Below are 21,776 nucleotides of genomic sequence, written 5' to 3'. Positions count from 1 at the left end.
CCCCGTAACAGCGGCGTGCGGCGCACCGCGAGCAAGCGGGCCTTGCTGAAGGCAATCGACGACGCCGGCGGGAAGTGGTGAGGGGGCGCACCCCTCACCACCACATCCCTTACGCGCTGAGCTTGGCTGCCACTTCGGCGATGCGGCGGCCCTGATAGCGGGCGCCGTCCAGCTCGGTGGCGCTGGGCTGGCGGCTGCCATTGCCGTCGGCGATGGTCGTCGCGCCATAGGGTGAGCCGCCCTTCACTTCGTCGACGCCCATCTGCCCCTGAAAACCATAGTCGAGCCCGACGATGGTCAGCCCCAGATGCATCAGGTTGGTGATGATCGAGAACAGGGTGGTTTCCTGCCCGCCATGCTGGGTAGCTGTGGAGGTGAAGGCGCCGCCCACCTTGCCGTTGAGCGCGCCGCGCATCCACAGGCCGCCGGTGGTGTCGAGAAAGGCGGCCATCTGGCTTGCCATCCGGCCATAGCGGGTGGGCGCGCCGACGATGATCGCGTCATACTCGGCCAGCGCATCGGGGCCGCTGATCACTTCATGGGCCGAGTCGGTCTTGAAATGCGCGGCCGTCACCACGGCGGCCGGCGCGGTTTCGGGCACGCGGCGAATATCGACGCTGGCGCCGGCGCTGCGCGCGCCTTCCGCCACGGCATCGGCCATCTGTTCCATATGGCCGTAGGACGAATAATAGAGAACCAGAACCTTGGTCATGATGTACTGCTCCTTGGGGTATCAGGGGGTTATTCGCTGTCGACGAGCACCAGCTCGGCGTCTTCGATCGCGGTGAAGGCAATTGTCTGCCCGCCGGCAATGGCCACGCCGTCGCGCGCGTTGATGCGCTCGCCGTCGATCATCACCGCGCCGCGCGCCGGCACCAGATAGGCGTGGCGGCCGGGGGCGACGCTGTGCGCCACCGTGTCGCCGGCCAGCACCGTGGCGGCCATCACCCGCGCGTCCGCCCGGATGGGCAAGGCGTCGCCATCATCGGCATAGCCGCTGGCCAGCACCACGAAGCGCCCGGCCCGCTCGCCACGGGGGAAGGGCTTGGCGCCCCAGCTGGGCGCACCGCCCAGCCGCTTGGGCTCGATCCAGATCTGGAAGATGCGCGTCGTTTCGCCTTCCAGATTATATTCCGAATGGCGCACGCCGCTGCCCGCGCTCATCACCTGCACGTCGCCGGCTTCGGTGCGGCCCTTGTTGCCCAGCGAATCCTGGTGGGTGATCGCGCCGTCGCGGACATAGGTGATGATTTCCATGTCCTGGTGGCCGTGCGGCGGAAAGCCGGTGTTGCTGGCGATCTCGTCGTCATTCCACACGCGGATCGCGCCCCAGCCCATCCGCGCCGGATCATAATAATTGGCGAACGAGAAATGGTGCCGCGCGTTCAGCCAGCCATGGTCGGCATGGCCCAGCCCGTCGAAACGGCGGATGTCGATTTTCGCTTTGGTGTCGGTGGTCATCACAGCCTCCTTGGTTGAGGCCTTAAATAGCGTTTCCATTTAGCGCGTAAATGGAAACGCTGGAAACAGATCGTTTCCGATGCTAGGCTTTGCGCATGCGACTTCCCGACCTTGAGGGCTGGGCGATCTTCGCCACCGTTGCCGAGCATCAGTCGTTCAGCGGCGCGGCAGCCGCGATCGGCGTGTCGAAGGCCACCGTGTCGAAAGCGGTCGGCCGGCTGGAGGCGGCGCTGGGCGCGACATTGTTCCATCGCACCTCGCGCCGGCTGGCGCTCAGCGAGAGCGGGCGCGCGCTGCTGCCCCATGCCCGGGCGATGCTGGCACAGGCGCGCGCGGCGGAGGAAAGCGCGCATGAAGGGGCAACGGCGCTGGCCGGCCCGGTGCGGCTGAGCGCGCCGATGAGCTATGGCCTGCTCCATGTCGCGCCGGTGATTGCCGAATTTCTGGCGGCGCACCCGGCCATCGAGATCGAACTGCACCTGTCGGACGCGATCGTCGACATCGTCGCGCAGGGGTTCGACGTGGCGTTGCGCATCGCCAGCCTGCCCGACAGCAGCCTGCGCGCGCGGCGGCTGCGCCCGGTGGCGATGCAGGTGGTGGCAGCACCCGCCTATCTGGCGCGCCATGGCAGCCCCGCTCATCCGGCGGCGCTGGGAGAGCACCGGCTGCTGGGCTACAGCAATGCGCCCGGTGCCTGGCTGTTCCGCGATGCGGCCGGGGCGGAGGTGGCGGTGCGCTGCGCCGGGCCGCTGATCGCCAATAGCGGCGACGCGCTGCTGCCGGCGCTGCGCGCCGGGCTGGGGATGGCGATCCTGCCCGATTTCATCGTCGCGCCCGATCTGGCGACGGGCGCGGTGGTGCCGGTGCTGACCGATTGGCAGCTGCCGCCGATCGCGCTCCACCTGCTGACGCCGCCGGCCACGCTGCGCCCGGCGCGGGTCGAGGCGCTGATCGCGTTTCTGGCGGAGCGGTTGCGGGCGCCGGCGGGACAATTTCCGGCGCGGCCATAGCCCGCCGGCACGGCCGCTTTCCCCCATTGACAAGGCACGGGTCGTGCCGATTCCGAAATGAGTCGAAGCGTGCAGAAAACGCCACGACTCGTGGATTTACTAGGGTTAGAACAAAATTAACCTTTTGCGTTCATCACCGATTTAGTTAATTCTAGGTGACGAGCGAGGCGCCGACCCACGGGGGCTCGCCACTGCGACAGGGGGACTGGGCAATGCGCGTGCTGCTGATTGAGGACGAGCCGACCACCGCCAAGGCAATCGAGATGATGCTGGGGGCAGAGGGGCTGAACGTCTATACCACCGACCTGGGCGAAGAGGGCCTCGATCTCGGCAAACTCTATGATTACGACATCATCCTGCTCGATCTGAACCTGCCGGACATGCATGGCTATGACGTGCTGAAAAAGCTGCGCGTCGCCCGCGTGCCGACGCCGGTGCTGATCCTGTCGGGCAATTCGGAAATGGATTCAAAGGTGCGCAGCTTTGGCTTCGGCGCCGATGATTATGTCACCAAGCCCTTCCACCGTGAGGAACTGGTCGCGCGCATCCATGCCGTGGTGCGCCGCTCCAAGGGCCATTCGCAGTCGGTCATCCGCACCGGCAAGCTGGCCGTCAATCTCGACGCGAAGACCGTGGAAGTCGATGGCGCGCGCGTGCACCTGACTGGCAAGGAATATGCCATGCTGGAGCTGCTGAGCCTGCGCAAGGGCACCACGCTGACCAAGGAAATGTTCCTGAACCACCTTTATGGCGGCATGGACGAGCCCGAACTCAAGATCATCGACGTGTTCATCTGCAAGCTGCGCAAGAAGCTGTCGATGGCGTGCGACGGCGACAATTACATCGAAACCGTGTGGGGCCGCGGCTATGTGCTGCGCGAGCCCGAGGAGGTTCAGTCGGTCAAGGTCGCGTAAGCGCCGACCATCAGTTTTCCCGCCGGTTCTCATTGTCCGAGCTACAGGGGGAAGGCCCGCGACCTGGGGGGGTGGCGGGCCTTTTTTTCGTTTGCGCGGCGGCGCCTGTGGCCTAATCCCGCCCCATGACCAGCTTTCCCGGCACCGATGGCTATGCGGCGGAGGCGCCGACCCTGGTCGAGCGCTATGAGCGGCGCAGCTTCGAGGAGGTGCACGACGCCATTCTTCACCTGGTGCCGGCGGGCGGTGCCTATGTCCTCGATATCGGCGCCGGCACCGGGCGCGATGCGGCGGCGCTTGCGGGGCGCGGCAACCGGGTGCTGGCGGTGGAGCCGACCACCGAGCTGCGCGTGCCGGCGGCATTGCGCCATCCGTCGCCCGCGATCAGCTGGATCGATGACGGTCTGCCGGCGCTGGCCGCCGTCCACGCGCGCGGCGAGCGGTTCGACTTCGTGCTGGCAACGGCCGTCTGGATGCATCTGGATGAGGGGGAGCGGGCGCGGGCGTTCGGCGCGGTGGCCGGGCTGATCGCGCCGGGCGGCCACTGGAGCGTCACGCTGCGGCGCGGGCCGGTGCCGGCGGGCCGGCGGATGTTCCATGTGCCCGCCGCCGAGATGGCGGCACAGGCGGCCGAAGCCGGGCTGACGGTGGTGATGAACCGAAAGGAGCCCTCGATCGGCGCGGAAAATCTGGCCAGCGGCGTGTGGTGGCGACGGCTGGTGTTTAAGCGCGCCTGACGGTGGCGGATCACGGCCGCCCCTCAGGCCCCGCGAGCACGGGCACGCTTTCCGCGCCCGCCGCCGACAGCGACGACACCGCGAACAGATGGTCGTCGATCGACACATTCTGCAGCACCGCGCCCGGTTCGCCCACGTCGCGCGCGCCGGTCCAGTCCATCGTATCGGTGCGGCGCCAGCGGATGCGATAGCCGTGCGCGCCGGGCACCGGCTGCCACTTCACATTAGTGTCAAAGCTCAGGGCGCCGTTGATCGTCACGCCCTTGGGCGCGGCGGGGGCGGCGGCGATGCGGCGGGCGGCGGCAATGTTGATCGCGGTCACCCTGGCCAGATAGGCAAAGTCCATCTTGTCGATGGTGTCGCCATAGTCGATGCCGCCCTCGCGCCGCAGGTCCTGGTGCTGCTGCGTCCAGTTTTCCGCCCCCACCGAAAAGCGCACGGCCGGATAGCCCAGCCGCAGGAACGGCTCATGGTCGCCGCCGCGCCCGAACCGGTCCGGCCGGCGGTCGACGAACACGTCGAGCCCGTTGGGCAGCGTGGCGGCAACCGCGTCGATCAGCTTGGCGAGCGCGCGGCTGGGGCCGTCATCCTCGCCGCCGTTGCCGCGCCGGGCGAGCTGGGCCTTTGCATCTTCCGACGCGCGGATGCCTTCGGAAAACACGCGCACCCGGTCGGCCACGCGCACGCCGTTCTGGCCCATGGTGTTGCCGACAATGTCGTTGTTGAGCATCGCCGCCACGTCCCACCCCCGGTCGCGCGCGGTTTCCGCCAGCAATGTACCGCCCCACAGCCCCTGTTCCTCGCCGGAAAAGACGGCATAGATGATCGTCGCGTCGAATTTCTCGCGCGACAGGTGGCGCGCCGCCTCCAGCACCAGCGCGACGCCCGAGGCATTGTCATTGGCGCCGGGCGCGTCCTTCACCGCGTCGAGCGCGTCGGACACGCGGCTGTCGATATGCGCGCCGATGATGACGACGCGGCCGGGGTCGCGCCCGCGCTGGATGCCCAGCACATTTTCCACCACCACCCCGCCGGGCGCGCGGGGGCCGGTGAAGCTGCGCGCGATCCGCTCAACCGTGATGCAGCCGCCGCATGCCCGGCCGATCTCCTCAAACCGCGCCGCCGCCCAGTTGCGCGCGGCGCCGATGCCGCGCTTCGGGTCGGTCGCGCTCGACAGGGTATGGCGGGTGCCGAAGCCGACCATCGCGGCCACATCGGCGCGCAGCCGGGTGGCGTCGGGCGCGGTCTGGGCGCTGGCGGCGGCGGGGAGAAGGGCGGCGGCGAGCAGGATCAGGGTGCGCATGGCGGCCATGCTGCCCCGCGCCCGGTGTGCGCGCAAGCCCGCTCAGCTCAGCCGGTCGATCGCCTCGGGCGAGAGGTTGCCGGGCACGATCATCAGCGGCACGCCCAGCGAGGTGGCCTCGGCACCGGCGAAATGGCTGATCAGCGGCCCCGGCGGCCCGCTCGCCGCGCTGGCGAGCACCAGGGCGGCGATATCGGGGTTGCGGCGGATCGCCTCGCGGATCAGCTTATGGGGCTCGCCCGTTTCCACGGTGATGGTGGGCGTCAGCCCGGCCTCGGCGAGCAGGGTGCCGGCGGCGGCCTGCACCACCGCCTCGGCATGTTCGCGTGCTTCGGCCTCGATCGTTGCCTGCACGCCGCCCCAGGGCACGAAATCGGCGCTGGGCACGACGGCGAGGATCTCCACGCTGCCCCCGGTCTTGGTCGCGCGGCGGGCGGCAAAGCGCAGCGCCACCTCGGCCTCGGCACTGTCGTCGATCACCACCAGATAGATGCGCATGCCCGCCTCCGCGCCATGCGTACAAAGGTGGCGTGTTTGTTCTGCTCCCGCAAGGGTATAGCGGTGCCGGGCGGTGATCGCGCCGCGCACACACCCTTGACCGCGCGCCGCACCGGTGGTGAAGGAGGGCGAGCCGCTGCCAAGGACCCGACCGCCAAGGACCCCTTCATGCCGATCGACATCAAGATGCCCGCGCTTTCCCCGACCATGGAGGAGGGCACGCTTGCCAAATGGCTGGTCAAGGCGGGCGACTCCGTGAAGTCCGGCGACCTGCTGGCCGAGATCGAAACCGACAAGGCGACGATGGAGTTCGAGGCCGTTGACGAAGGCGTGATCGGCGAAATCCTGGTCGCCGAAGGCACCGACAATGTGAAGGTCGGCACCGTCATCGCGCGGATGGCCGGGGATGGGGAGGCGCCCGCGCCGGCGCCCGTTGCCGCTGTGCCCGCGCCGCCCGCACCCGCCGCCCCACCGCCCGTCGCTGCGCCCGCCCCCGCGCCGGCCCCCGTCGTCGCTGCTGGCGACCGGGTGAAGGCAAGCCCGCTGGCCCGCCGTGTCGCCGCGCTGAAGGGCGTGCCGCTGGCAACGCTGACCGGTTCCGGCCCCGGCGGCCGCATCGTGAAGGCGGATGTCGAGGCGGCGATGCCCGGCGCCCCGGCCCCGGCCCCGGCCGCAGTGGCACCCGCGCCCGTCGCCGCACCCGCACCCGCACCTGCCGCCGCCGCACCGGCACCGCGCCCGGCCTCCGTGCCCGACATCCCGCATGTCGCGGCCAAATTGTCGAACGTCCGCAAGACGATCGCCCGCCGGCTGACCGAATCGAAGCAGCAGGTGCCGCATATCTATCTGACGGTCGACATCCGGCTCGATGCACTGCTCAAGCTGCGCGCCGATCTCAACGCGGCGCTGGCGCCCACCGGGGTGAAGCTGTCGGTCAACGACCTGCTGATCAAGGCGCTCGCCGTGTCGCTGATGCGCGTGCCCAAATGCAATGTGATGTTCACGCCGGACCAGCTGATCACCTTTGCGCGTGCCGATATTTCGGTGGCGGTGTCGGCGCCGTCCGGCCTCATCACCCCGGTCATCACAGGCGCGGATACCAAGGCGGTGTCGGCGATTTCCACCGAAATGAAGGATCTGGCCGCCCGCGCCCGCGAGCAGAAGCTGAAGCCCGAGGAATATCAGGGCGGCACTGCCTCGCTCAGCAATATGGGCATGTTCGGCATCAAGCAGTTCGAGGCGGTCATCAACCCGCCCCAGGGCATGATCATGGCGATCGGCGCGGGCGAGAAGCGGCCCTATGTCATCGACGATGCGCTGGGTATCGCCACCGTAATGTCGGCCACCGGCAGCTTTGACCATCGCGCGATCGACGGCGCGGACGGGGCCGAGCTGATGCAGGCATTCAAGGCGCTGGTCGAAGCGCCACTGGGGATGATCGCATGATCGGGCGCAATGTTTTGATCGAGCTGATGCACATGGCCGCCGGCATCGTGCTGGCGCTGGCGATGGCTTGGGGCGCAAGCTGGGCGGTGCCGCTGGCGCGCGGCGACATCTGGCTGGTGGTTGCCTTCGTCATCGCGGCAATCCTGCTGATGGGGGTGGAGCCGCTGCGCCACGCCGCCGAAGCCGATCAGCGTGCCATGGGCGCCGGGCAGCGCCGGTGAAGATCGCGATCGCCGGCATGGCGCCGAACACCAGCTGGGTGCTGGCCACGGCATGACCACGCCGCCGGGCGAGCTGATGATCCGCGCCACCGTGATGCCGGCGGACGCCAATCCCTATGGCAGCGCCTTTGTCGGCTGGCTGATGGGGCAGATGGCGCTGGCGGCGGGCGCGCTGGTCTCGCGCGAAACGGGCGCGCGGGCGCCGGTAGTGGCGGCCGACGGGTTCAGCTTCACGGCGCCGGTCGCGGTGGGCGACGAAGTGAGCTGCCATGCCGAGGTGGCAAGCCGCGGCACCCGGTCATGGACGGTTGCGGTCACCCTGTGGGGCCGCCCGCGCCACGGCGGGCAGGCCGCGCCCGCCGCACAGGGCCGCTTCACGCTGGTGGCAATCAACGACCCCGCGCCGCCCGACACAGGCGCTTGAGGAGAGACAGATGGCAGACACCTATGACCTGATCGTCCTTGGCTCCGGCCCCGGGGGTTATGTCGCCGCGATCCGCGCCAGCCAGCTGGGACTGAAGACCGCAATCGTGGAGCGCGAGCGGCTGGGCGGCATCTGCCTCAACTGGGGGTGCATTCCGACCAAGGCGCTGCTGCGCACCAGCGAAATCTATCATTATCTGACCCATGCCGACGCTTACGGCCTGTCGGCGGAGCGCCCCGGCTATGATCTGGCCAAGATCGTCGCGCGCAGCCGCAAGGTGGCCGGGCAGCTCAATGCCGGCGTCAAGACGTTGATGAAGAAGAACAAGGTCACCGTCTATGAGGGGAATGGCGCGCTGGCCGGCCCCGGCCGGCTGACCGTGACGCAGGGCGACGGCGTGGTGGAGCTGACCGCGCCGCACATCATGGTGGCGACCGGCGCCCGCGCGCGCGACCTGCCCTTTGCGCCGGCCGATGGCGCGCGCATCTGGACCTATCGCCACGCAATGACCCCGGCCGAGATGCCAACCAAGCTGCTGGTCATCGGATCGGGCGCGATTGGGGTGGAATTCGCCAGCTTTTACAGCGACATGGGGGCAGATGTTACGATCGTCGAGATGCTCCCCCGCATCCTGCCGGTGGAGGATGAGGAAGTCAGCGCCTTCATGGAAAAAGCGCTGACGAAACAAGGGATCAAGATCATCACCGGGGCAGGGGTCAAGGCACTCGAAACCCGGCTCGATAGTGTAAACGTGACTGTCAACCTAAGCGACGGCACCACCATGGCCGACAGCTTCAGCCACGCCATCGTCGCGATCGGCATCGTCCCCAATACGCAGGGGATCGGGCTGGAGGCGCTGGGCGTGGCGACGGACCGGGGGCATATCATGGTCGATGGCTTCGGCCGCACCAACGTGCCCGGCCTTTATGCCATTGGCGACGTCACCGGCCCGCCCTGGCTGGCTCACAAGGCAAGCCATGAGGGGATCGTCTGTGTCGAGGCGATTGCCGGCCAGCACCCGCACCCGTTCAAGACCTGGAACATCCCGGGCTGCACCTATTCGCGCCCGCAGGTCGCCTCGGTCGGGCTGACCGAGGCCGCAGCAAAGGCGGCGGGGCATCAGGTGAAGGTGGGTAAGTTCCCGTTCATCGGCAATGGCAAGGCGATCGCGCTGGGCGAGGCCGAGGGCTTCATCAAGACCGTGTTCGATGCCGATACCGGCGCGCTGCTCGGCGCGCACATGGTGGGCGCGGAAGTGACCGAGCTGATCCAGGGCTATGTCATTGCCCGCCAGCTGGAGACGACCGAGGCCGAGCTCATGGAAACCGTGTTCGCGCACCCCACGCTTTCCGAAATGATGCACGAAAGCGTGCTCGGCGCCTATGGCCGGGCGGTGCATATCTGACGCGGCAAGAGCGAAGAGCAGCACCGCTTTTGATGGCGCGAAGACTGCCGAAATTTGGGGCTGACCGCCGCCGCCCCGGTGATGCGCCAAACTGTCTCAGCTTCGCGCCATGTGCGGCTATTGGTGTTGCGTATCCTTCGCTATAAGCGCCATTCAGTTGGCCAGGGTGCCGCGTAACTGGGAACTCTGATGAGTCTGATCGCGTTTACGACCACGTTAGTTATGGCAGCTACTACGCCAATAGCTGATCCAGCGGGGTTGGCCGTTCAGGCCGTGAGCGTGGTCGAGCCAGCGCCACTGATCGAGATCCCGCCCACTGCGGTGCCGCCGGCAGTGCCGGTCAAGCGGGCCGTCGCCGACCAGTCGCCACCGCCGCCGGACGATGTGGTGGTGAAGGCCAAACTCCCGCCACCGCCCGGCGACCCGATGCAGGGGGTGAACAAGGTTTCGTTCGAGGCGACACAGGCAGTCGACCGCGCGTTTTTCGGGCCGGTGGCGCTGGGTTATCAGAAAGCCCTGCCCAAGCCTTTGCGCAGCGGCATCCGCAACCTGCTGCGCAATCTGGGCGAGCCGATTGTGTTCGTGAACTTCCTGTTGCAGCTGAAGCCGGGCAAGGCGGCGGAGACGCTGGGGCGGTTCACGATCAACTCGACGCTGGGCGTGGCCGGCGTGATCGACGTGGCGCGCACCAAGCCGTTCCGGCTGCCCTATCGGCCGAACGGCATTGCCGACACGCTGGGCTATTATGGCGTGGGGCCTGGCCCCTATCTCTTCCTGCCGCTGATCGGGCCGACCACGGTGCGCGATCTGTTCGGGCGGGGGGTGGATGCCGCGGTGCTGCCGCTTTCGGTCGGCTTCCCGTTCAACGACCTGCGTTATGCGGTGCCGGCGAATGCGCTGCGCTCGATCGACTATCGCGCCGAATTCAACCCGGATTATGTGCGCATCCGCAACGACCCCAATCCCTATCGAGCCCGGCGCGAGCTGTATCTGGCCTATCGCCAGGTGCAGATTGACCGGCTTCGCGGCAAGCAGACCACGCTGGAACAGTTGCTGGGCGTGCCGGCAGCGCCTGCGCCCGCCCCGGTCGCACCGCCGAAGCCGGAGCCACAATCGGCGCAGCAACCAAAGCCCTAGGCGCCGTCCTCGGCCGAGAGTTCGGCGGGCTGGGCGGGGGCGGCCAAAGCCGGCGGCGGCGGCGCACCAAAGGGTTTCCCGGAATTGGCCACGATATGCTTCAGCCGGCCGTCGATCGCCGCGCCGTTCTCGATCGAAATGGTTTCATATTCCACGTCGCCGGTGATCCGCGCGGCCCGCTCCACCGTCAGTTGGCGGACCGAGACCGTCCCTTCGATCAAACCGGCAAGCCGCGCGGTTTCAGCGTAGACATTGCCGCGAATCTCGCTGTCGCCGCCCTGGACCAGCGCGCCACAGCGCACATCGCCTTCCACCTTGCCGTCGATGTGCAGGTCGGCAGAGGCATGGATGTTGCCCACGATCATCACGTCATTGCCCAGCACCGAGAACATGCCCCGCTTGCCGTTGCTGCCATTGGGGCCGGGCGCCGTTGGCGCGGCAAAGCCGGTGTCGCGGCCGCGATTGTTGCTGAACATGGCCATCGCCTTTCTACCCCATTGTTCGGACCCGCGCGGCATGGCGAGTCGTCCCAATGGTTTTAGCCAGCAATGATGACGCTTTACAGCCTCACACCGCGCGGCGGGGGAGCAGTGGATTGTCGTTCGCCGCCGGCATGATCAGCGGCCGGGCGGTCATCCAGGTGGCCAGCATCATCGGCACCGCCGCCAGCACCGCCAGATTGGCGCCGGTCAGATACCCCCAGGCCGCCACCGCGGAACCGAGCTGGACATAGGCCATGATCCGCCAGCTGTCGCGCCCCGGGGCCAGCATCGCCCAGGCAAAGGCCAGCACATCGGCCAGGAAGAAATAGCGTTCGTGCATCTTGGGCAGCAGCCCGGCGGCCAGCATCGGCGCCAGCAGCGCGGCGCGCAGCTGCATCTCCACCGTCCGCTGGCGCAGCGTCGCGCCGAACCAGGCGATATAGGCGCCGCACACCCCCACCGCGAGGGCGGTTGCGAGGCCGCTGACCGTCGCTGTCGCGCCCAGCGTCTGCGCGATCATCCAGATGTTGGGGGCGTTGCGGGCGATGTCGTGAAACGTGTCGGCTTGGCGCAGATAGATCGAAAGCATGTCGGTGAGCGGCCAGCCGGCCAGCAGCGCGGGGACAAACGCGGCAACGAAGCCGAGCGGCGCAAACAGCCAGTCGCGCACCGGCACGCGCCAGGCGATGATGGCAGCCAGCACGAACGGCGCACCCAGGATCGCCTGCGCCTTCACGGAGAGCGCAAGCCCCGCCCAGGCCATCATCGCGCGGTGGCGGCCGGTCAGCGCGGCACCCACCGCCATCACGCACGGCGCGGCATAAAGCGCGTCGCACTGGCCCAGCAGCGCGGCATTCATCATCACGCTGGGCAGCGCCAGCGCCAGCAGCGCGACATGCGGTGCCGGCGCCTTCAACGCGCGCAGCACATGCCACAGCGCAGCGACCAGCAGCAGGTTGCACACCACCGATACCGTCTTGATGATGTACGGGTCCGGCAGCAGCCCTTTGAGCGGCGCGGCGAGTGCAAGCAGATAGAGATAGGGGGGCGTGTAGTTCGCAAATGGCTCGGCAAAGGCCTGAAGGCCGCCGCCGCGCGCCACGATGGTATCCAGCCAGGGAATGTAATAGACGACGACATCCACCGTGATGATCGGCCAGAACAGGACATGGCAGAGCAGGCCGACGATCCCCAGCGCCGCCATCCAGCGGGGGCTGACGGGTGCGGGTGATTTGGGCAGGGCCGGCAACATGGCCGCCACGCTAGGCCGCCATGGTTAGCATCGGGTAAAGCACCGGCCGGCATTGACGGGGACGGCGGCGCTGTGTAAGGGCGCGGCTGCTTTGTGGGCGGACACGACCGCAAGGCTGCTTGAACATTGTCGGAGACGAAGGGCCCCGGCGGTCGTAGCAGCGACCCCCTCGGGCCTCTTTTCGTTTTGCAACGTCTTGTTTTTCAAGGGCTCCGACAAAGTAACCGCCGCGCTCATGCCGGTAACATAAGGTGAAGGGCTTCATGCCGACGATCAATCAGCTGGTCCGCAAGGGCCGTGACCCGCAGAAGGCCAAGTCGAAGGTCCCTGCGATGGAACAGAACCCCCAGAAGCGCGGCGTGTGCACCCGCGTTTATACGACGACCCCGAAAAAGCCGAACTCGGCGCTGCGCAAGGTCGCCAAGGTGCGCCTGACCAACAGCCGCGAAGTGATCAGCTACATCCCGGGCGAAGGGCACAACCTGCAGGAGCACTCGGTGGTGCTGATCCGCGGCGGCCGCGTGCGCGACTTGCCGGGCGTGCGCTATCACGTGCTGCGCGGCGTGCTCGACACGCAAGGGGTGAAGGACCGCAAGCAATCGCGTTCCAAATACGGCGCCAAGCGTCCGAAGTAAGCCGGCCGGTAATCTGGCCCTTGAATGGCTGAAGCGAAAGGAATTTAAATGTCTCGTCGTCGTCGTCCCGAAAAGCGGGAAATCCTGCCCGATCCCAAGTTTGGGGATGTGGTGCTGTCCAAGTTCATGAACTCCGTCATGCTCGACGGGAAGAAGTCGGTTGCCGAAGCGATCGTCTATGGTGCGTTCGATACCATCGAGACGCGCGCCAAGCGCGAGCCGCTGGGCGTGTTCCACGATGCGCTTGCCAATGTGAAGCCGGGCATCGAAGTGCGCAGCCGCCGCGTCGGTGGCGCCACCTATCAGGTGCCGGTGGAAGTTCGCCCGGAGCGTGCCCAGGCGCTGGCCATCCGCTGGCTGATCGGTGCCGCGCGTGCGCGCAGCGAGCACACCATGGCCGCCCGCCTGTCGGGCGAGCTGATGGATGCCGCCAACAATCGCGGCAATGCGGTGAAGAAGCGCGAAGATACGCACCGCATGGCAGAGGCCAACCGCGCCTTCTCGCACTATCGCTGGTAAAGGGTCAGGGGCGGCACATCCGGTCCGGAGTGTCGCCTTTGGGCTTTCGCTGCACGAACAACACCTCTATATCGCGCGCGCCCGGGGCCTGATGCTCCGGGCTCCGCTCATCTAAGGAAGACACGTCATGGCCCGCAGCCATCCGCTCGAACGCTATCGCAACATCGGCATCATGGCGCACATCGACGCCGGCAAGACGACGACGACCGAGCGCATCCTCTATTACACCGGCAAGTCCTACAAGATCGGCGAAGTGCATGAAGGCACCGCCACCATGGACTGGATGGAGCAGGAGCAGGAGCGGGGCATCACCATCACGTCGGCGGCGACGACCTGCTTCTGGCGCGCCGGCGAGGGCAAGGGCGAAGAGCACCGCATCAATATCATCGACACGCCCGGCCACGTGGACTTCACCATCGAGGTGGAGCGCAGCCTGCGCGTGCTCGACGGCGCGGTTGCCTGTTTCGACGGCGTTGCAGGCGTTGAGCCTCAGTCGGAAACGGTGTGGCGCCAGGCGGACAAGTACAAGGTGCCGCGGATGTGCTTCGTCAACAAGCTCGACCGCACCGGTGCCGACTTCTACTATTGCGTCAACTCGATCATCGAGCGCCTGGGCGCCCGCCCCGCCGTGCTGTATCTGCCGATCGGCATCGAGGGCGATTTCAAGGGGCTGGTCGATCTGGTCGAGAACCGCGCGATCATCTGGCTTGAAGAGTCGCTGGGCGCGAAGTTCGAATATCAGCCGATCCCTGCCGACCTGGCTGAAAAGGCGGCCAAGTATCGCAGCGAGCTGATCGAGATGGCGGTCGAGCAGGACGACGCGCTGATGGAGGCCTATCTCGAAGGCAATGAGCCGAGCGTGGCCGATCTCAAGATGCTGATCCGCAAGGGCACGCTGGACATGACGTTCGTGCCGGTGCTGTGCGGTTCGGCGTTCAAGAACAAGGGCGTGCAGCCGCTGCTCGACGCGGTGGTCGACTATCTGCCCAGCCCGCTCGACGTGCCGGCGATCAAGGGCGTGAAGCTTGACGGCGAAACGCCGGACGAGCGCCCGTCGTCGGACAGCGAGCCGTTCGCGGCGCTGGCGTTCAAGATCATGAACGACCCGTTCGTCGGCACGCTCACCTTCGCGCGCATCTATTCGGGCAAGCTCGAAACCGCGACCCAGGTGATGAACTCGGTCAAGGACAAGAAGGAAAAGGTCGGCCGCATGCTGCTGATGCATGCGAACAGCCGCGAGGACATCCAGGAAGCCTATGCCGGCGACATCGTGGCGCTGGCGGGCCTGAAGGACACCACCACCGGCGACACGCTGTGCGCGACGTCGTCGCCGATCATTCTGGAGCGGATGGAATTCCCCGAGCCGGTGATCGAGCTGTCGGTGGAGCCCAAGACCAAGGCCGACCAGGAGAAGATGGGCGTGGCGCTCAACCGCCTTGCCCGCGAAGACCCCTCGTTCCGCGTGTCGTCGGACGCCGAAAGCGGCCAGACGATCATCAAGGGCATGGGCGAGCTTCACCTGGAAATCCTGGTCGATCGCATGAAGCGCGAGTTCAAGGTAGAGGCCAATGTCGGCGCGCCGCAGGTGGCGTACCGCGAATATCTGGCCAAGCCCGTCGAGCTGACCTACACCCACAAGAAGCAGTCGGGCGGCTCGGGCCAGTTCGGCGAAGTGAAGGTGAAGGTCACCCCCGGCGAGCGCGGGTCGGGCTTTACCTTCATCGATTCGGTGAAGGGCGGCAACGTGCCGAAGGAATATATTCCCTCGGTCGAAAAGGGCATGCGCGAAACGGCAGAGACCGGCTCGCTGATCGGCTTCCCGATCATCGACTTCTCGGTCGAACTGCTCGACGGCAAGTATCACGACGTCGACTCGTCGGCGCTGGCGTTTGAAATCTGCGCCCGCGGCGCGATGCGTGAAGCCGCGCAAAAGGCCGGCATCAAGCTGCTCGAGCCGGTGATGAAGGTCGAGGTGGTGACGCCGGAGGATTATCTGGGCGACGTGATCGGCGACCTCAACAGCCGCCGTGGCCAGATCCAGGGCACCGACACGCGCGGCAATGCGCAGGCGGTGGAAGCGATGGTGCCGCTGGCCAACATGTTCGGCTATGTGAACCAGCTGCGCTCGTTCACCCAGGGCCGCGCGCAGTACACGATGCAGTTCTCGCACTATGACGAAGTGCCGCAGAATGTGGCCGACGAAGTGAAGGCGAAGTTCGCCTGATTGTGAATGCGGCGCTGTGCCCTTGGGCACGGCGCCGTCACAGTCGCGTCACATCTTCCATGTTAACTCCTTGCTTTAGCGAGGAGTAGCGTGATGGGGCGAAAATTCCTGCTGCTGGCGGCGCTGTTATGCGCGGCCGGGTGCGACGCGAAAACGGGCGGCAACGAAGTGGCCGCCGCCGCCAAGATCATGACGGCACCGGCGCCCACACCGATGGCGCCCCCCGCGCCGGCCCCGGAAAAACCGGCGGCAACGGCGGCCGCCGGCCCGGCTGATGAGTTCAAGAACATGCAGCCGGGTGCATCGCCGCCGCCCTCTGGCGTTGGTGCATCGCTGCCCGGCGATGCCAAGGGGGCGAGCGACTATCCGGGCATTCCCCGTTTCGACGGCGCGAAGATCACCAAATACTCGCAAGTGCCGTATGACAGCGCCGAGTTCGTGATTGCCAAGCTGACCGGGACGCGGCCCGATCCATCGGTCGCCCGGCTCGAAGGCAAGCTGACAGTCATCGAATATGCCACGCCCATCGGCAATACGGGCCTCGCCATCTTCCGCAATTACTTGAACGCCCTGAAGGCAGCGGGCTTCCAAGTCGTTTTCGAGTGCGCCGACGATCCGTCGCAGTGCCTGAACATCTATGCCGTCGGCATCAACCGTTATGACCCCTATGCCAATGGGCCGACGCGCTATCTGTCGGCGATGCGCCGCGCCGATGGCCTGCGCGTCAGTGTGCTAACCCAGGCGACGGGCGAGAAGCCGGGTTTTGCGCGCATGATCGTCATGGAGCCCAAGGCGCTGGGCAACAGCATGAAGGTGGTTGATGCCGCCGGCATCGGCCGCGACGTCGCATCGAGCGGCAAGGCTATCCTCTATGCCATCCAGTTCGACACCGACAAGGCAAGCCTGCGCCCCGAATCCGCGCCACAGCTCGCCGCCATCGCCGAGTGGCTGACGGCAAGCGGGACGCATGCGCTCGTCGTCGGCCATACCGATGCCAATGGGGCGTTCGGCTATAATGTCGGCCTGTCGCAGCGCCGCGCCGAAGCGGTGGTTGCAGCCCTCACCCGAGACTATAAGGTAACACCGGCCGCACTCACCGCGTTCGGCAATGGCATGGCGGCGCCGATTGCCAGCAACCGTACGCCGGAGGGCCAGGCGCGCAACCGGCGCGTCGAAGTGGTGGAGATGACGCGATGACCAGATCATACCCGCTTGCCCTGCTGCCCGTTCTGGCGCTGGCCGCGTGCGGCAGCAAAGAGCGCGAGCAGACGATCCGCACGGCCGACGGCTCCAGCATGAAGATCGAGCAGCGCGAGGATGGCGACGGCGCCAAGATCACCGCGACCAGCAAGGACGGCAAGCAGATAGCGATGATGACCGCCGGGCCGGGCAGCAAATGGCCCGCCGATGCGGCGCCCTATGCTCCCGCCTATCCGGGGGGCGAGGTGACCGGCAGCATGGGCGGCACCGCCGCTGACGGCACGGGCTCGATCGTTACGTTCACCACCGCTGATTCGCCTGACAAGGTGGTGGAATTCTATAAAGCTCGCGCGCAGGCCGCCGGGCTCAACGAGGTATCGACCATGGATATCAACGGGGCCAAGATGTTCAGCGCCTCGGACAAGGGCGGCGGGCGGTCGATTGCCGTGCAGACCAGCGTGAACACGGGCAAGACCACTGCGGTGGTGACGTCCGGCAGCAAGAAATAGCGCGACCCGCCCCCTAGACAGAAGGTGAAAGCATCGCCATAGCCCGGGCCGCGCGGTGTTCCGGAGTCGGGAGCGAATTTCGCTCTAGCCATGGCCCCGCGCTTGGGCTATGGGCGCGCCTTCATCGCCGGTCCGGCATGGGCCGGTGGTTTTGTTTGGGGCGTTTGCGCCCTGATCCAGATGAAGACGGGTTTACTTGAGCCGTGCGCCCGGCGGCGGTTCGGTTTGATAGACAGAGGAAGAAATGGCGAAAGCAAAGTTCGATCGTAGCAAACCGCACCTGAACATCGGCACTATCGGCCACGTCGACCATGGCAAGACGTCGCTGACGGCGGCGATCACCAAGGTGCTGTCCGAGGAAGGTCTCTCGGAAAAGGTTGATTTCGAAAACATCGACAAGGCGCCGGAAGAGCGCGAGCGCGGCATCACCATCTCGACCGCGCACGTCGAGTATGAAACCAAGGCGCGCCACTATGCGCACGTCGACTGCCCCGGCCACGCCGACTATGTGAAGAACATGATCACCGGCGCCGCGCAGATGGACGGTGCGATCCTGGTGGTTGCCGCGACCGACGGCCCGATGCCGCAGACCAAGGAGCACATCCTGCTCGCCCGTCAGGTCGGCGTGCCGACCATGGTGGTGTTCCTGAACAAGGTCGACCTGGTCGATGACGAGGAAATCCTCGAGCTGGTCGAGCTGGAAATCCGCGAAGAACTGTCGAAGCGTGATTTCGACGGCGACAATATTCCGATCATCCGCGGTTCGGCGACCTGCGCCCTCGACGGCTCGAACGAGAAGCTGGGCAAGGAAGCGATCCTGGCGCTGATGGCGGCCGTTGACGAGTCGATCCCGCAGCCGGATCGTCCGCTCGACAAGCCGTTCATGATGCCGATCGAAGACGTGTTCTCGATCTCGGGTCGCGGCACCGTGGTGACCGGCCGCGTCGAAACCGGCATCATCAAGGTGGGCGAGGAAGTCGAGATCGTCGGCATCCATGACACCCGCAAGACCGTCGTGACCGGCGTCGAAATGTTCCGCAAGCTGCTCGATCAGGGCCAGGCCGGCGACAACATCGGCGCGCTGCTGCGCGGCGTCGCCCGTGACGAAGTCGAGCGTGGTCAGGTGCTGGCAAAGCCGGGCTCGATCAAGCCGCACACCGAGTTCTCGTCGGAAGTGTACGTGCTGTCGAAGGACGAAGGTGGCCGTCACACGCCGTTCTTCGCCAACTATCGCCCGCAGTTCTACTTCCGCACGACCGACGTGACCGGCACCGTCGAGCTGCCCGAGGGCACCGAGATGGTGATGCCGGGCGACAACATCGCCCTGGGCGTCAAGCTGATTGCGCCGATCGCGATGGACGTGGGCCAGCGCTTCACCATCCGTGAAGGCGGCCGTACCGTCGGCGCGGGTGTTGTCAGCGGCATCACGAAGTAATATAGGCGCGCACCGCCCGAGTCCCGGCAACGGGGTTTGGGGGGTGCCGCTTTTGTAAGGCTTATGTTTCTGGAAGGACGGTTCTGCCGTCCTTTCTTGCTCTTTCGCATCGGTAGGGAAAATGGACTCCAATATCCGCATTCGCCTCAAGGCGTTCGATCATCGCGTGCTCGACCAGGCGACCGGCGACATCGCCGATACCGCCCGCCGCACCGGCGCGCTTATCCGGGGTCCGATCCCGCTGCCGACGCGCATCGAAAAATTCACCGTCAACCGTGGCCCGCACGTCGACAAGAAGTCGCGCGAGCAGTTCGAGGTGCGCACCTACAAGCGCATGCTCGACATCGTGCAGCCCACGCCGCAGACCGTGGACGCGCTGATGAAGCTTGACCTTGCAGCAGGCGTTGACGTAGAGATCAAGCTGGCGTAAGGCGCCGGCTCCCTTAGGGAACACCAGATTCGCGTCGCCCCGCACGGGGTTTTCGGGCCTCCGGCATCTGGCCGGCATCGAAGCGAAAGACGCAGCAAGGCCGCGAGCCGCAAGGCTCCAGCAACAAGGGATACCGCCAGGCTTGCCTGGGTCCGCGTCCCCCGTCGCGCCCGGGCAACCGGGCATCAGCCCGGACGGGGCACGCGTTATATTTTGGGCTGGCATGCCCGCTGTGGGAATGGTCCCCGGCGGGCCTCTGTATTTGAGGAGTGTGGATCATGCGCACTGGCGTGATCGCGAAGAAAATGGGGATGACCCGCTTGTTCCAGGACGATGGCCGGCACGTGCCCGTCACTGTGCTCCAGCTGGAAAAGCTGCAGGTCGTCGCCCGCCGCGAAGTTGATCGTGATGGCTATGTGGCGGTCCAGCTGGGTGCTGGCACGGCCAAGGCCAAGAATGTCGCCAAGCCGCAGCGTGGCCATTTCGGCAAGGCCGAAGTCGAGCCCAAGGCGATTGTGCGCGAATTCCGCGTCGCCGACGATGCGCTGCTCGACGTGGGCGCCGAGATTTCGGCCGACCATTTCGTCGCCGGTCAGCTGGTTGACGTGCAGGGCTATACCCAGGGCAAGGGCTTTGCCGGCGCGATGAAGCGCTGGGGCTTCGGCGGTCTGCGCGCGACCCACGGCGTGTCGGTCTCGCACCGTTCGCACGGCTCGACCGGCAACCGCCAGGACCCGGGCAAGGTGTTCAAGAACAAGAAGATGGCGGGCCATATGGGCGACCGCCAGCGCACCCAGCAGAATCTGGAAATCGTGTCGACCGACGCGGAGCGTGGCCTGATCTTCGTGAAGGGCTCGGTGCCCGGCTCGAAGGGCGGCTGGCTGATCGTGAAGGACGCGGTGAAGGTAAAGCGCCACGCAGAGGCGCCCTATCCGGCTGCGATCAAGGTCGCCAACAGCAACCAGGCTGCGGACACGCCCGCTGAAGAAGCGCCGGCGACCGACGCCACTGACGGCCAGGAGGGCTGAGCAGCATGAAGATTCAGGTCTCCACCCTCGTCGACGGCTTTACGCCTGGCAAAGACGAGATCGAGCTGTCGGACGATGTGTTCGGCATCGAGCCGCGCGCCGACATCCTGCACCGCGTCGTGACGTGGCAGCTGGAAAAGCGCCGTGGCACCGCGCGCGGCACCCGCGAGCGTGCCGATGTGGCCCGCACCGGCAAGAAGTTCGGTCGCCAGAAGGGCGGCGGCACCGCCCGCCACGGCGATCGCCGGGCGCCGGTGTTCATCGGCGGCGGTAAGGCGCACGGCGCCCGCGTCCGCGACTTCAACCCGTCGCTCAACAAGAAGGTGCGCGCGCTGGGTCTGAAGATGGCGCTGTCGGCCAAGGCCCGTGAGGGCAAGCTGATTGTCGCCGACAGCCTGGTCGTGGACAATGCCAAGACCGCGCTGCTCGCCAAGAGCTTCGAGCAGCTGGGCGCCAAGCGCGCGCTGGTGATCGATGGCGACATGGTCGAATCGAGCTTCGCGCTCGCCGCCGGCAACATCCGCGCGGTCGACGTGCTGCCGGCGGTCGGCGCCAATGTGTACGATATTCTGAAGGCCGATACGCTGGTGCTGAGCCGGGCGGCGGTCGAAAAGCTGGAGGCGCGCTTCAATGGCTAAGAAGGGCAAGGCTGTCGACGCGCGTCACTATGACGTGATCGTCGCACCGCACATCACCGAAAAGGCGACCCTGCTGTCTGAACACAATGCGGTTGTGTTCAAGGTGGCCGGTGACGCGACCAAGCCGGAGATCAAGGCGGCGGTCGAGGCGCTGTTCAACGTCTCGGTGACGGGCGTCAACACGATGGTCCAGAAGGGCAAGACCAAGCGGTGGAAGGGCACGCCCTACACCCGGTCTGACGTGAAAAAAGCGGTCGTGACCCTGAAAGAGGGCCAATCGATCGACGTGACGACGGGAATCTGAGGCGATGGCACTCAAGCATTATAACCCCACCAGCCCGGCACGCCGTGGTCTGATCCTGGTCGACCGCTCCGGTCTGCACAAGGGCGGGCCGGTCAAGGCGCTGACCGAAGGCAAGCGGAAGACCGGCGGCCGCAACAACAAGGGGCACGTCACTTCGCGCGGCATCGCCGGCGGCCACAAGCAGCGTTATCGCCTGATCGATTTCAAGCGTCGCCTGTGGGACGTCGAGGGCACCGTCGAGCGGATCGAATATGATCCCAACCGCACCGCCTTCATCGCGCTGATCAACTATGGCGCGGACGAAGCCGGCAAGGATCGCCTGGCCTACATCATCGCGCCGCAGCGTCTGGCGGTTGGCGACAAGGTGATCGCCGGCAAGAAGACCGACGTGAAGCCGGGCAACGCCATGGAGCTGGGCCAGATGCCGGTCGGCACCATCTGCCACAATGTGGAGATGAAGCCGGGCAAGGGCGGCCAGCTGGCACGTTCGGCGGGCACCTATGTGCAGATCGTCGGCCGCGACAAGGGCATGGTGATGATCCGCCTGAACTCGGGCGAGCAGCG

General features: G+C 66.5%; 25 protein-coding genes. 19 read left to right on the top strand and 6 right to left on the bottom strand.

All coding sequences use genetic code 11. The features are described 5' to 3' along the window. Positions 1-109: 109 nt before the first annotated feature. Both wrbA and K2Y03_RS10625 read right to left on the bottom strand, forming a co-directional pair. Positions 110-712: an NAD(P)H:quinone oxidoreductase gene (gene wrbA / locus K2Y03_RS10630; protein ID WP_294090635.1), complete on the bottom strand. Its 603-nt coding sequence runs from the start codon at positions 710-712 to the stop codon at positions 110-112. A gap of 29 nt (positions 713-741) precedes the next feature. Beyond that, positions 742-1,461, bottom strand: coding sequence for a pirin family protein (locus K2Y03_RS10625; protein WP_294090634.1), 720 nt, complete (start codon positions 1,459-1,461; stop codon positions 742-744). A 95-nt stretch (positions 1,462-1,556) separates the two neighbouring features. On the opposite strand from K2Y03_RS10625, the gene K2Y03_RS10620 reads away from it, so the two are divergent. The 3 genes from K2Y03_RS10620 to K2Y03_RS10610 all read left to right on the top strand — a co-directional run bounded on the left by K2Y03_RS10620 (position 1,557) and on the right by K2Y03_RS10610 (position 4,122). Further along, positions 1,557-2,471 (top strand): LysR family transcriptional regulator, encoded by a 915-nt coding sequence (locus K2Y03_RS10620; RefSeq protein ID WP_294090631.1) that lies wholly within the window; start codon positions 1,557-1,559, stop codon positions 2,469-2,471. Positions 2,472-2,683: 212 nt separating this feature from the next. Beyond that, positions 2,684-3,385, top strand: coding sequence for a response regulator transcription factor CtrA (gene ctrA, locus K2Y03_RS10615; protein WP_294090629.1), 702 nt, complete (start codon positions 2,684-2,686; stop codon positions 3,383-3,385). Between the two features lie 125 nt (positions 3,386-3,510). Next, positions 3,511-4,122, top strand: coding sequence for a bifunctional 2-polyprenyl-6-hydroxyphenol methylase/3-demethylubiquinol 3-O-methyltransferase UbiG (locus K2Y03_RS10610; protein WP_294090627.1), 612 nt, complete (start codon positions 3,511-3,513; stop codon positions 4,120-4,122). Positions 4,123-4,132: 10 nt separating this feature from the next. On the opposite strand, the gene K2Y03_RS10605 is transcribed toward K2Y03_RS10610, so the two are convergent. Both K2Y03_RS10605 and K2Y03_RS10600 read right to left on the bottom strand, forming a co-directional pair. Then, positions 4,133-5,425, bottom strand: a complete 1,293-nt coding sequence (locus tag K2Y03_RS10605; RefSeq protein WP_294090626.1) for a M20/M25/M40 family metallo-hydrolase — start codon at positions 5,423-5,425, stop codon at positions 4,133-4,135. Positions 5,426-5,467: 42 nt separating this feature from the next. Further along, on the bottom strand, positions 5,468-5,923 hold the full coding sequence (locus K2Y03_RS10600; protein ID WP_294090625.1) for a universal stress protein: 456 nt from the start codon (positions 5,921-5,923) through the stop codon (positions 5,468-5,470). 168 nt (positions 5,924-6,091) lie between these two features. Here K2Y03_RS10600 and K2Y03_RS10595 point away from each other — a divergent pair, with 168 nt between their 5' ends. The 5 genes from K2Y03_RS10595 (at position 6,092) to K2Y03_RS10575 (ending at position 10,556) form a co-directional block, all read left to right on the top strand. Next, positions 6,092-7,369, top strand: a complete 1,278-nt coding sequence (locus K2Y03_RS10595; protein WP_294090624.1) for a pyruvate dehydrogenase complex dihydrolipoamide acetyltransferase — start codon at positions 6,092-6,094, stop codon at positions 7,367-7,369. Further along, a complete protein-coding gene (locus tag K2Y03_RS10590) occupies positions 7,366-7,590 on the top strand; it encodes a hypothetical protein (RefSeq protein WP_294090623.1) in 225 nt (74 codons plus the stop codon). The genes K2Y03_RS10595 and K2Y03_RS10590 overlap by 4 nt, the downstream gene beginning before the upstream one ends. Before the next feature lie 52 nt (positions 7,591-7,642). Continuing rightward, positions 7,643-8,014, top strand: a complete 372-nt coding sequence (locus K2Y03_RS10585) for a hotdog domain-containing protein (RefSeq protein ID WP_294090622.1) — start codon at positions 7,643-7,645, stop codon at positions 8,012-8,014. A 10-nt stretch (positions 8,015-8,024) separates the two neighbouring features. After that, positions 8,025-9,419: a dihydrolipoyl dehydrogenase gene (gene lpdA / locus K2Y03_RS10580; RefSeq protein ID WP_294090621.1), complete on the top strand. Its 1,395-nt coding sequence runs from the start codon at positions 8,025-8,027 to the stop codon at positions 9,417-9,419. A 258-nt stretch (positions 9,420-9,677) separates the two neighbouring features. Continuing rightward, positions 9,678-10,556, top strand: coding sequence for a VacJ family lipoprotein (locus K2Y03_RS10575; RefSeq protein ID WP_294090620.1), 879 nt, complete (start codon positions 9,678-9,680; stop codon positions 10,554-10,556). Here the strand turns inward: K2Y03_RS10575 and K2Y03_RS10570 are convergent. Both K2Y03_RS10570 and K2Y03_RS10565 read right to left on the bottom strand, forming a co-directional pair. Beyond that, positions 10,553-11,032: a polymer-forming cytoskeletal protein gene (locus K2Y03_RS10570; RefSeq protein WP_294090619.1), complete on the bottom strand. Its 480-nt coding sequence runs from the start codon at positions 11,030-11,032 to the stop codon at positions 10,553-10,555. The two genes, K2Y03_RS10575 and K2Y03_RS10570, sit on opposite strands and share 4 nt — an antisense overlap. 91 nt (positions 11,033-11,123) lie before the next feature. Further along, positions 11,124-12,299 carry a hypothetical protein gene (locus K2Y03_RS10565; RefSeq protein ID WP_294090618.1) on the bottom strand — a complete coding sequence of 392 codons (1,176 nt, stop codon included), beginning with the start codon at positions 12,297-12,299 and terminating at the stop codon, positions 11,124-11,126. 254 nt (positions 12,300-12,553) lie between these two features. Here K2Y03_RS10565 and rpsL point away from each other — a divergent pair, with 254 nt between their 5' ends. The 11 genes from rpsL to rplB all read left to right on the top strand — a co-directional run. Continuing rightward, positions 12,554-12,925: a 30S ribosomal protein S12 gene (gene rpsL, locus K2Y03_RS10560; RefSeq protein WP_022687071.1), complete on the top strand. Its 372-nt coding sequence runs from the start codon at positions 12,554-12,556 to the stop codon at positions 12,923-12,925. A 48-nt stretch (positions 12,926-12,973) separates the two neighbouring features. After that, the gene (gene rpsG / locus K2Y03_RS10555) at positions 12,974-13,444 is read left to right on the top strand and encodes a 30S ribosomal protein S7 (protein ID WP_294090615.1); all 471 of its coding nucleotides are present in this window, start codon (positions 12,974-12,976) and stop codon (positions 13,442-13,444) included. Between the two features lie 127 nt (positions 13,445-13,571). After that, positions 13,572-15,668, top strand: coding sequence for an elongation factor G (gene fusA / locus K2Y03_RS10550; RefSeq protein ID WP_294090614.1), 2,097 nt, complete (start codon positions 13,572-13,574; stop codon positions 15,666-15,668). Positions 15,669-15,761: 93 nt separating this feature from the next. After that, on the top strand, positions 15,762-16,865 hold the full coding sequence (locus K2Y03_RS10545; protein ID WP_294090613.1) for an OmpA family protein: 1,104 nt from the start codon (positions 15,762-15,764) through the stop codon (positions 16,863-16,865). Beyond that, a complete protein-coding gene (locus K2Y03_RS10540) occupies positions 16,862-17,377 on the top strand; it encodes a hypothetical protein (RefSeq protein WP_294090612.1) in 516 nt (171 codons plus the stop codon). The genes K2Y03_RS10545 and K2Y03_RS10540 overlap by 4 nt, the downstream gene beginning before the upstream one ends. Before the next feature lie 244 nt (positions 17,378-17,621). Beyond that, the gene (tuf, locus tag K2Y03_RS10535) at positions 17,622-18,812 is read left to right on the top strand and encodes an elongation factor Tu (RefSeq protein WP_294090611.1); all 1,191 of its coding nucleotides are present in this window, start codon (positions 17,622-17,624) and stop codon (positions 18,810-18,812) included. Between the two features lie 121 nt (positions 18,813-18,933). Next, entirely contained in the window at positions 18,934-19,242 is a 309-nt protein-coding gene (rpsJ, locus tag K2Y03_RS10530) for a 30S ribosomal protein S10 (RefSeq protein ID WP_066776796.1), read from the top strand. 278 nt (positions 19,243-19,520) lie between these two features. Further along, positions 19,521-20,270: a 50S ribosomal protein L3 gene (rplC, locus tag K2Y03_RS10525; RefSeq protein ID WP_294090610.1), complete on the top strand. Its 750-nt coding sequence runs from the start codon at positions 19,521-19,523 to the stop codon at positions 20,268-20,270. A 5-nt stretch (positions 20,271-20,275) separates the two neighbouring features. Further along, positions 20,276-20,908, top strand: coding sequence for a 50S ribosomal protein L4 (rplD, locus tag K2Y03_RS10520; RefSeq protein ID WP_294090608.1), 633 nt, complete (start codon positions 20,276-20,278; stop codon positions 20,906-20,908). After that, positions 20,901-21,212, top strand: coding sequence for a 50S ribosomal protein L23 (locus K2Y03_RS10515; protein ID WP_294090607.1), 312 nt, complete (start codon positions 20,901-20,903; stop codon positions 21,210-21,212). Before rplD ends, K2Y03_RS10515 begins: the two co-directional genes overlap by 8 nt. A 4-nt stretch (positions 21,213-21,216) precedes the next feature. Then, on the top strand, positions 21,217-21,776 hold a 560-nt coding region (gene rplB, locus K2Y03_RS10510), incomplete at its 3' end, for a 50S ribosomal protein L2 (RefSeq protein WP_294090606.1).

It is taken from the genome of Sphingomonas sp. (assembly GCF_019746015.1).
Lineage (GTDB): Bacteria > Pseudomonadota > Alphaproteobacteria > Sphingomonadales > Sphingomonadaceae > Sphingomonas.
The sequence above is the reverse complement of the archived record's forward strand: the minus strand, read 5'-3'. Positions and strand labels throughout refer to the sequence as shown.

What these genes read in the sequence shown, in the direction of transcription:
- lpdA (WP_294090621.1), top strand. Translation starts at nt 8,025, where the DNA reads ATGGCAGACACCTATGACCTGATCGTCCTTGGCTCCGGCCCCGGGGGT.
- K2Y03_RS10595 (WP_294090624.1), top strand. Translation starts at nt 6,092, where the DNA reads ATGCCGATCGACATCAAGATGCCCGCGCTTTCCCCGACCATGGAGGAG.
- K2Y03_RS10610 (WP_294090627.1), top strand. Translation starts at nt 3,511, where the DNA reads ATGACCAGCTTTCCCGGCACCGATGGCTATGCGGCGGAGGCGCCGACC.
- K2Y03_RS10570 (WP_294090619.1), bottom strand. Translation starts at nt 11,032, where the DNA reads ATGTTCAGCAACAATCGCGGCCGCGACACCGGCTTTGCCGCGCCAACG.
- K2Y03_RS10605 (WP_294090626.1), bottom strand. Translation starts at nt 5,425, where the DNA reads ATGCGCACCCTGATCCTGCTCGCCGCCGCCCTTCTCCCCGCCGCCGCC.
- K2Y03_RS10515 (WP_294090607.1), top strand. Translation starts at nt 20,901, where the DNA reads ATGGCTAAGAAGGGCAAGGCTGTCGACGCGCGTCACTATGACGTGATC.
- rplD (WP_294090608.1), top strand. Translation starts at nt 20,276, where the DNA reads ATGAAGATTCAGGTCTCCACCCTCGTCGACGGCTTTACGCCTGGCAAA.
- wrbA (WP_294090635.1), bottom strand. Translation starts at nt 712, where the DNA reads ATGACCAAGGTTCTGGTTCTCTATTATTCGTCCTACGGCCATATGGAA.
- K2Y03_RS10620 (WP_294090631.1), top strand. Translation starts at nt 1,557, where the DNA reads ATGCGACTTCCCGACCTTGAGGGCTGGGCGATCTTCGCCACCGTTGCC.
- K2Y03_RS10585 (WP_294090622.1), top strand. Translation starts at nt 7,643, where the DNA reads ATGACCACGCCGCCGGGCGAGCTGATGATCCGCGCCACCGTGATGCCG.
- K2Y03_RS10545 (WP_294090613.1), top strand. Translation starts at nt 15,762, where the DNA reads ATGGGGCGAAAATTCCTGCTGCTGGCGGCGCTGTTATGCGCGGCCGGG.
- K2Y03_RS10590 (WP_294090623.1), top strand. Translation starts at nt 7,366, where the DNA reads ATGATCGGGCGCAATGTTTTGATCGAGCTGATGCACATGGCCGCCGGC.
- rpsG (WP_294090615.1), top strand. Translation starts at nt 12,974, where the DNA reads ATGTCTCGTCGTCGTCGTCCCGAAAAGCGGGAAATCCTGCCCGATCCC.
- rplC (WP_294090610.1), top strand. Translation starts at nt 19,521, where the DNA reads ATGCGCACTGGCGTGATCGCGAAGAAAATGGGGATGACCCGCTTGTTC.
- ctrA (WP_294090629.1), top strand. Translation starts at nt 2,684, where the DNA reads ATGCGCGTGCTGCTGATTGAGGACGAGCCGACCACCGCCAAGGCAATC.
- K2Y03_RS10540 (WP_294090612.1), top strand. Translation starts at nt 16,862, where the DNA reads ATGACCAGATCATACCCGCTTGCCCTGCTGCCCGTTCTGGCGCTGGCC.
- rpsL (WP_022687071.1), top strand. Translation starts at nt 12,554, where the DNA reads ATGCCGACGATCAATCAGCTGGTCCGCAAGGGCCGTGACCCGCAGAAG.
- K2Y03_RS10600 (WP_294090625.1), bottom strand. Translation starts at nt 5,923, where the DNA reads ATGCGCATCTATCTGGTGGTGATCGACGACAGTGCCGAGGCCGAGGTG.
- fusA (WP_294090614.1), top strand. Translation starts at nt 13,572, where the DNA reads ATGGCCCGCAGCCATCCGCTCGAACGCTATCGCAACATCGGCATCATG.
- K2Y03_RS10625 (WP_294090634.1), bottom strand. Translation starts at nt 1,461, where the DNA reads ATGACCACCGACACCAAAGCGAAAATCGACATCCGCCGTTTCGACGGG.
- tuf (WP_294090611.1), top strand. Translation starts at nt 17,622, where the DNA reads ATGGCGAAAGCAAAGTTCGATCGTAGCAAACCGCACCTGAACATCGGC.
- rpsJ (WP_066776796.1), top strand. Translation starts at nt 18,934, where the DNA reads ATGGACTCCAATATCCGCATTCGCCTCAAGGCGTTCGATCATCGCGTG.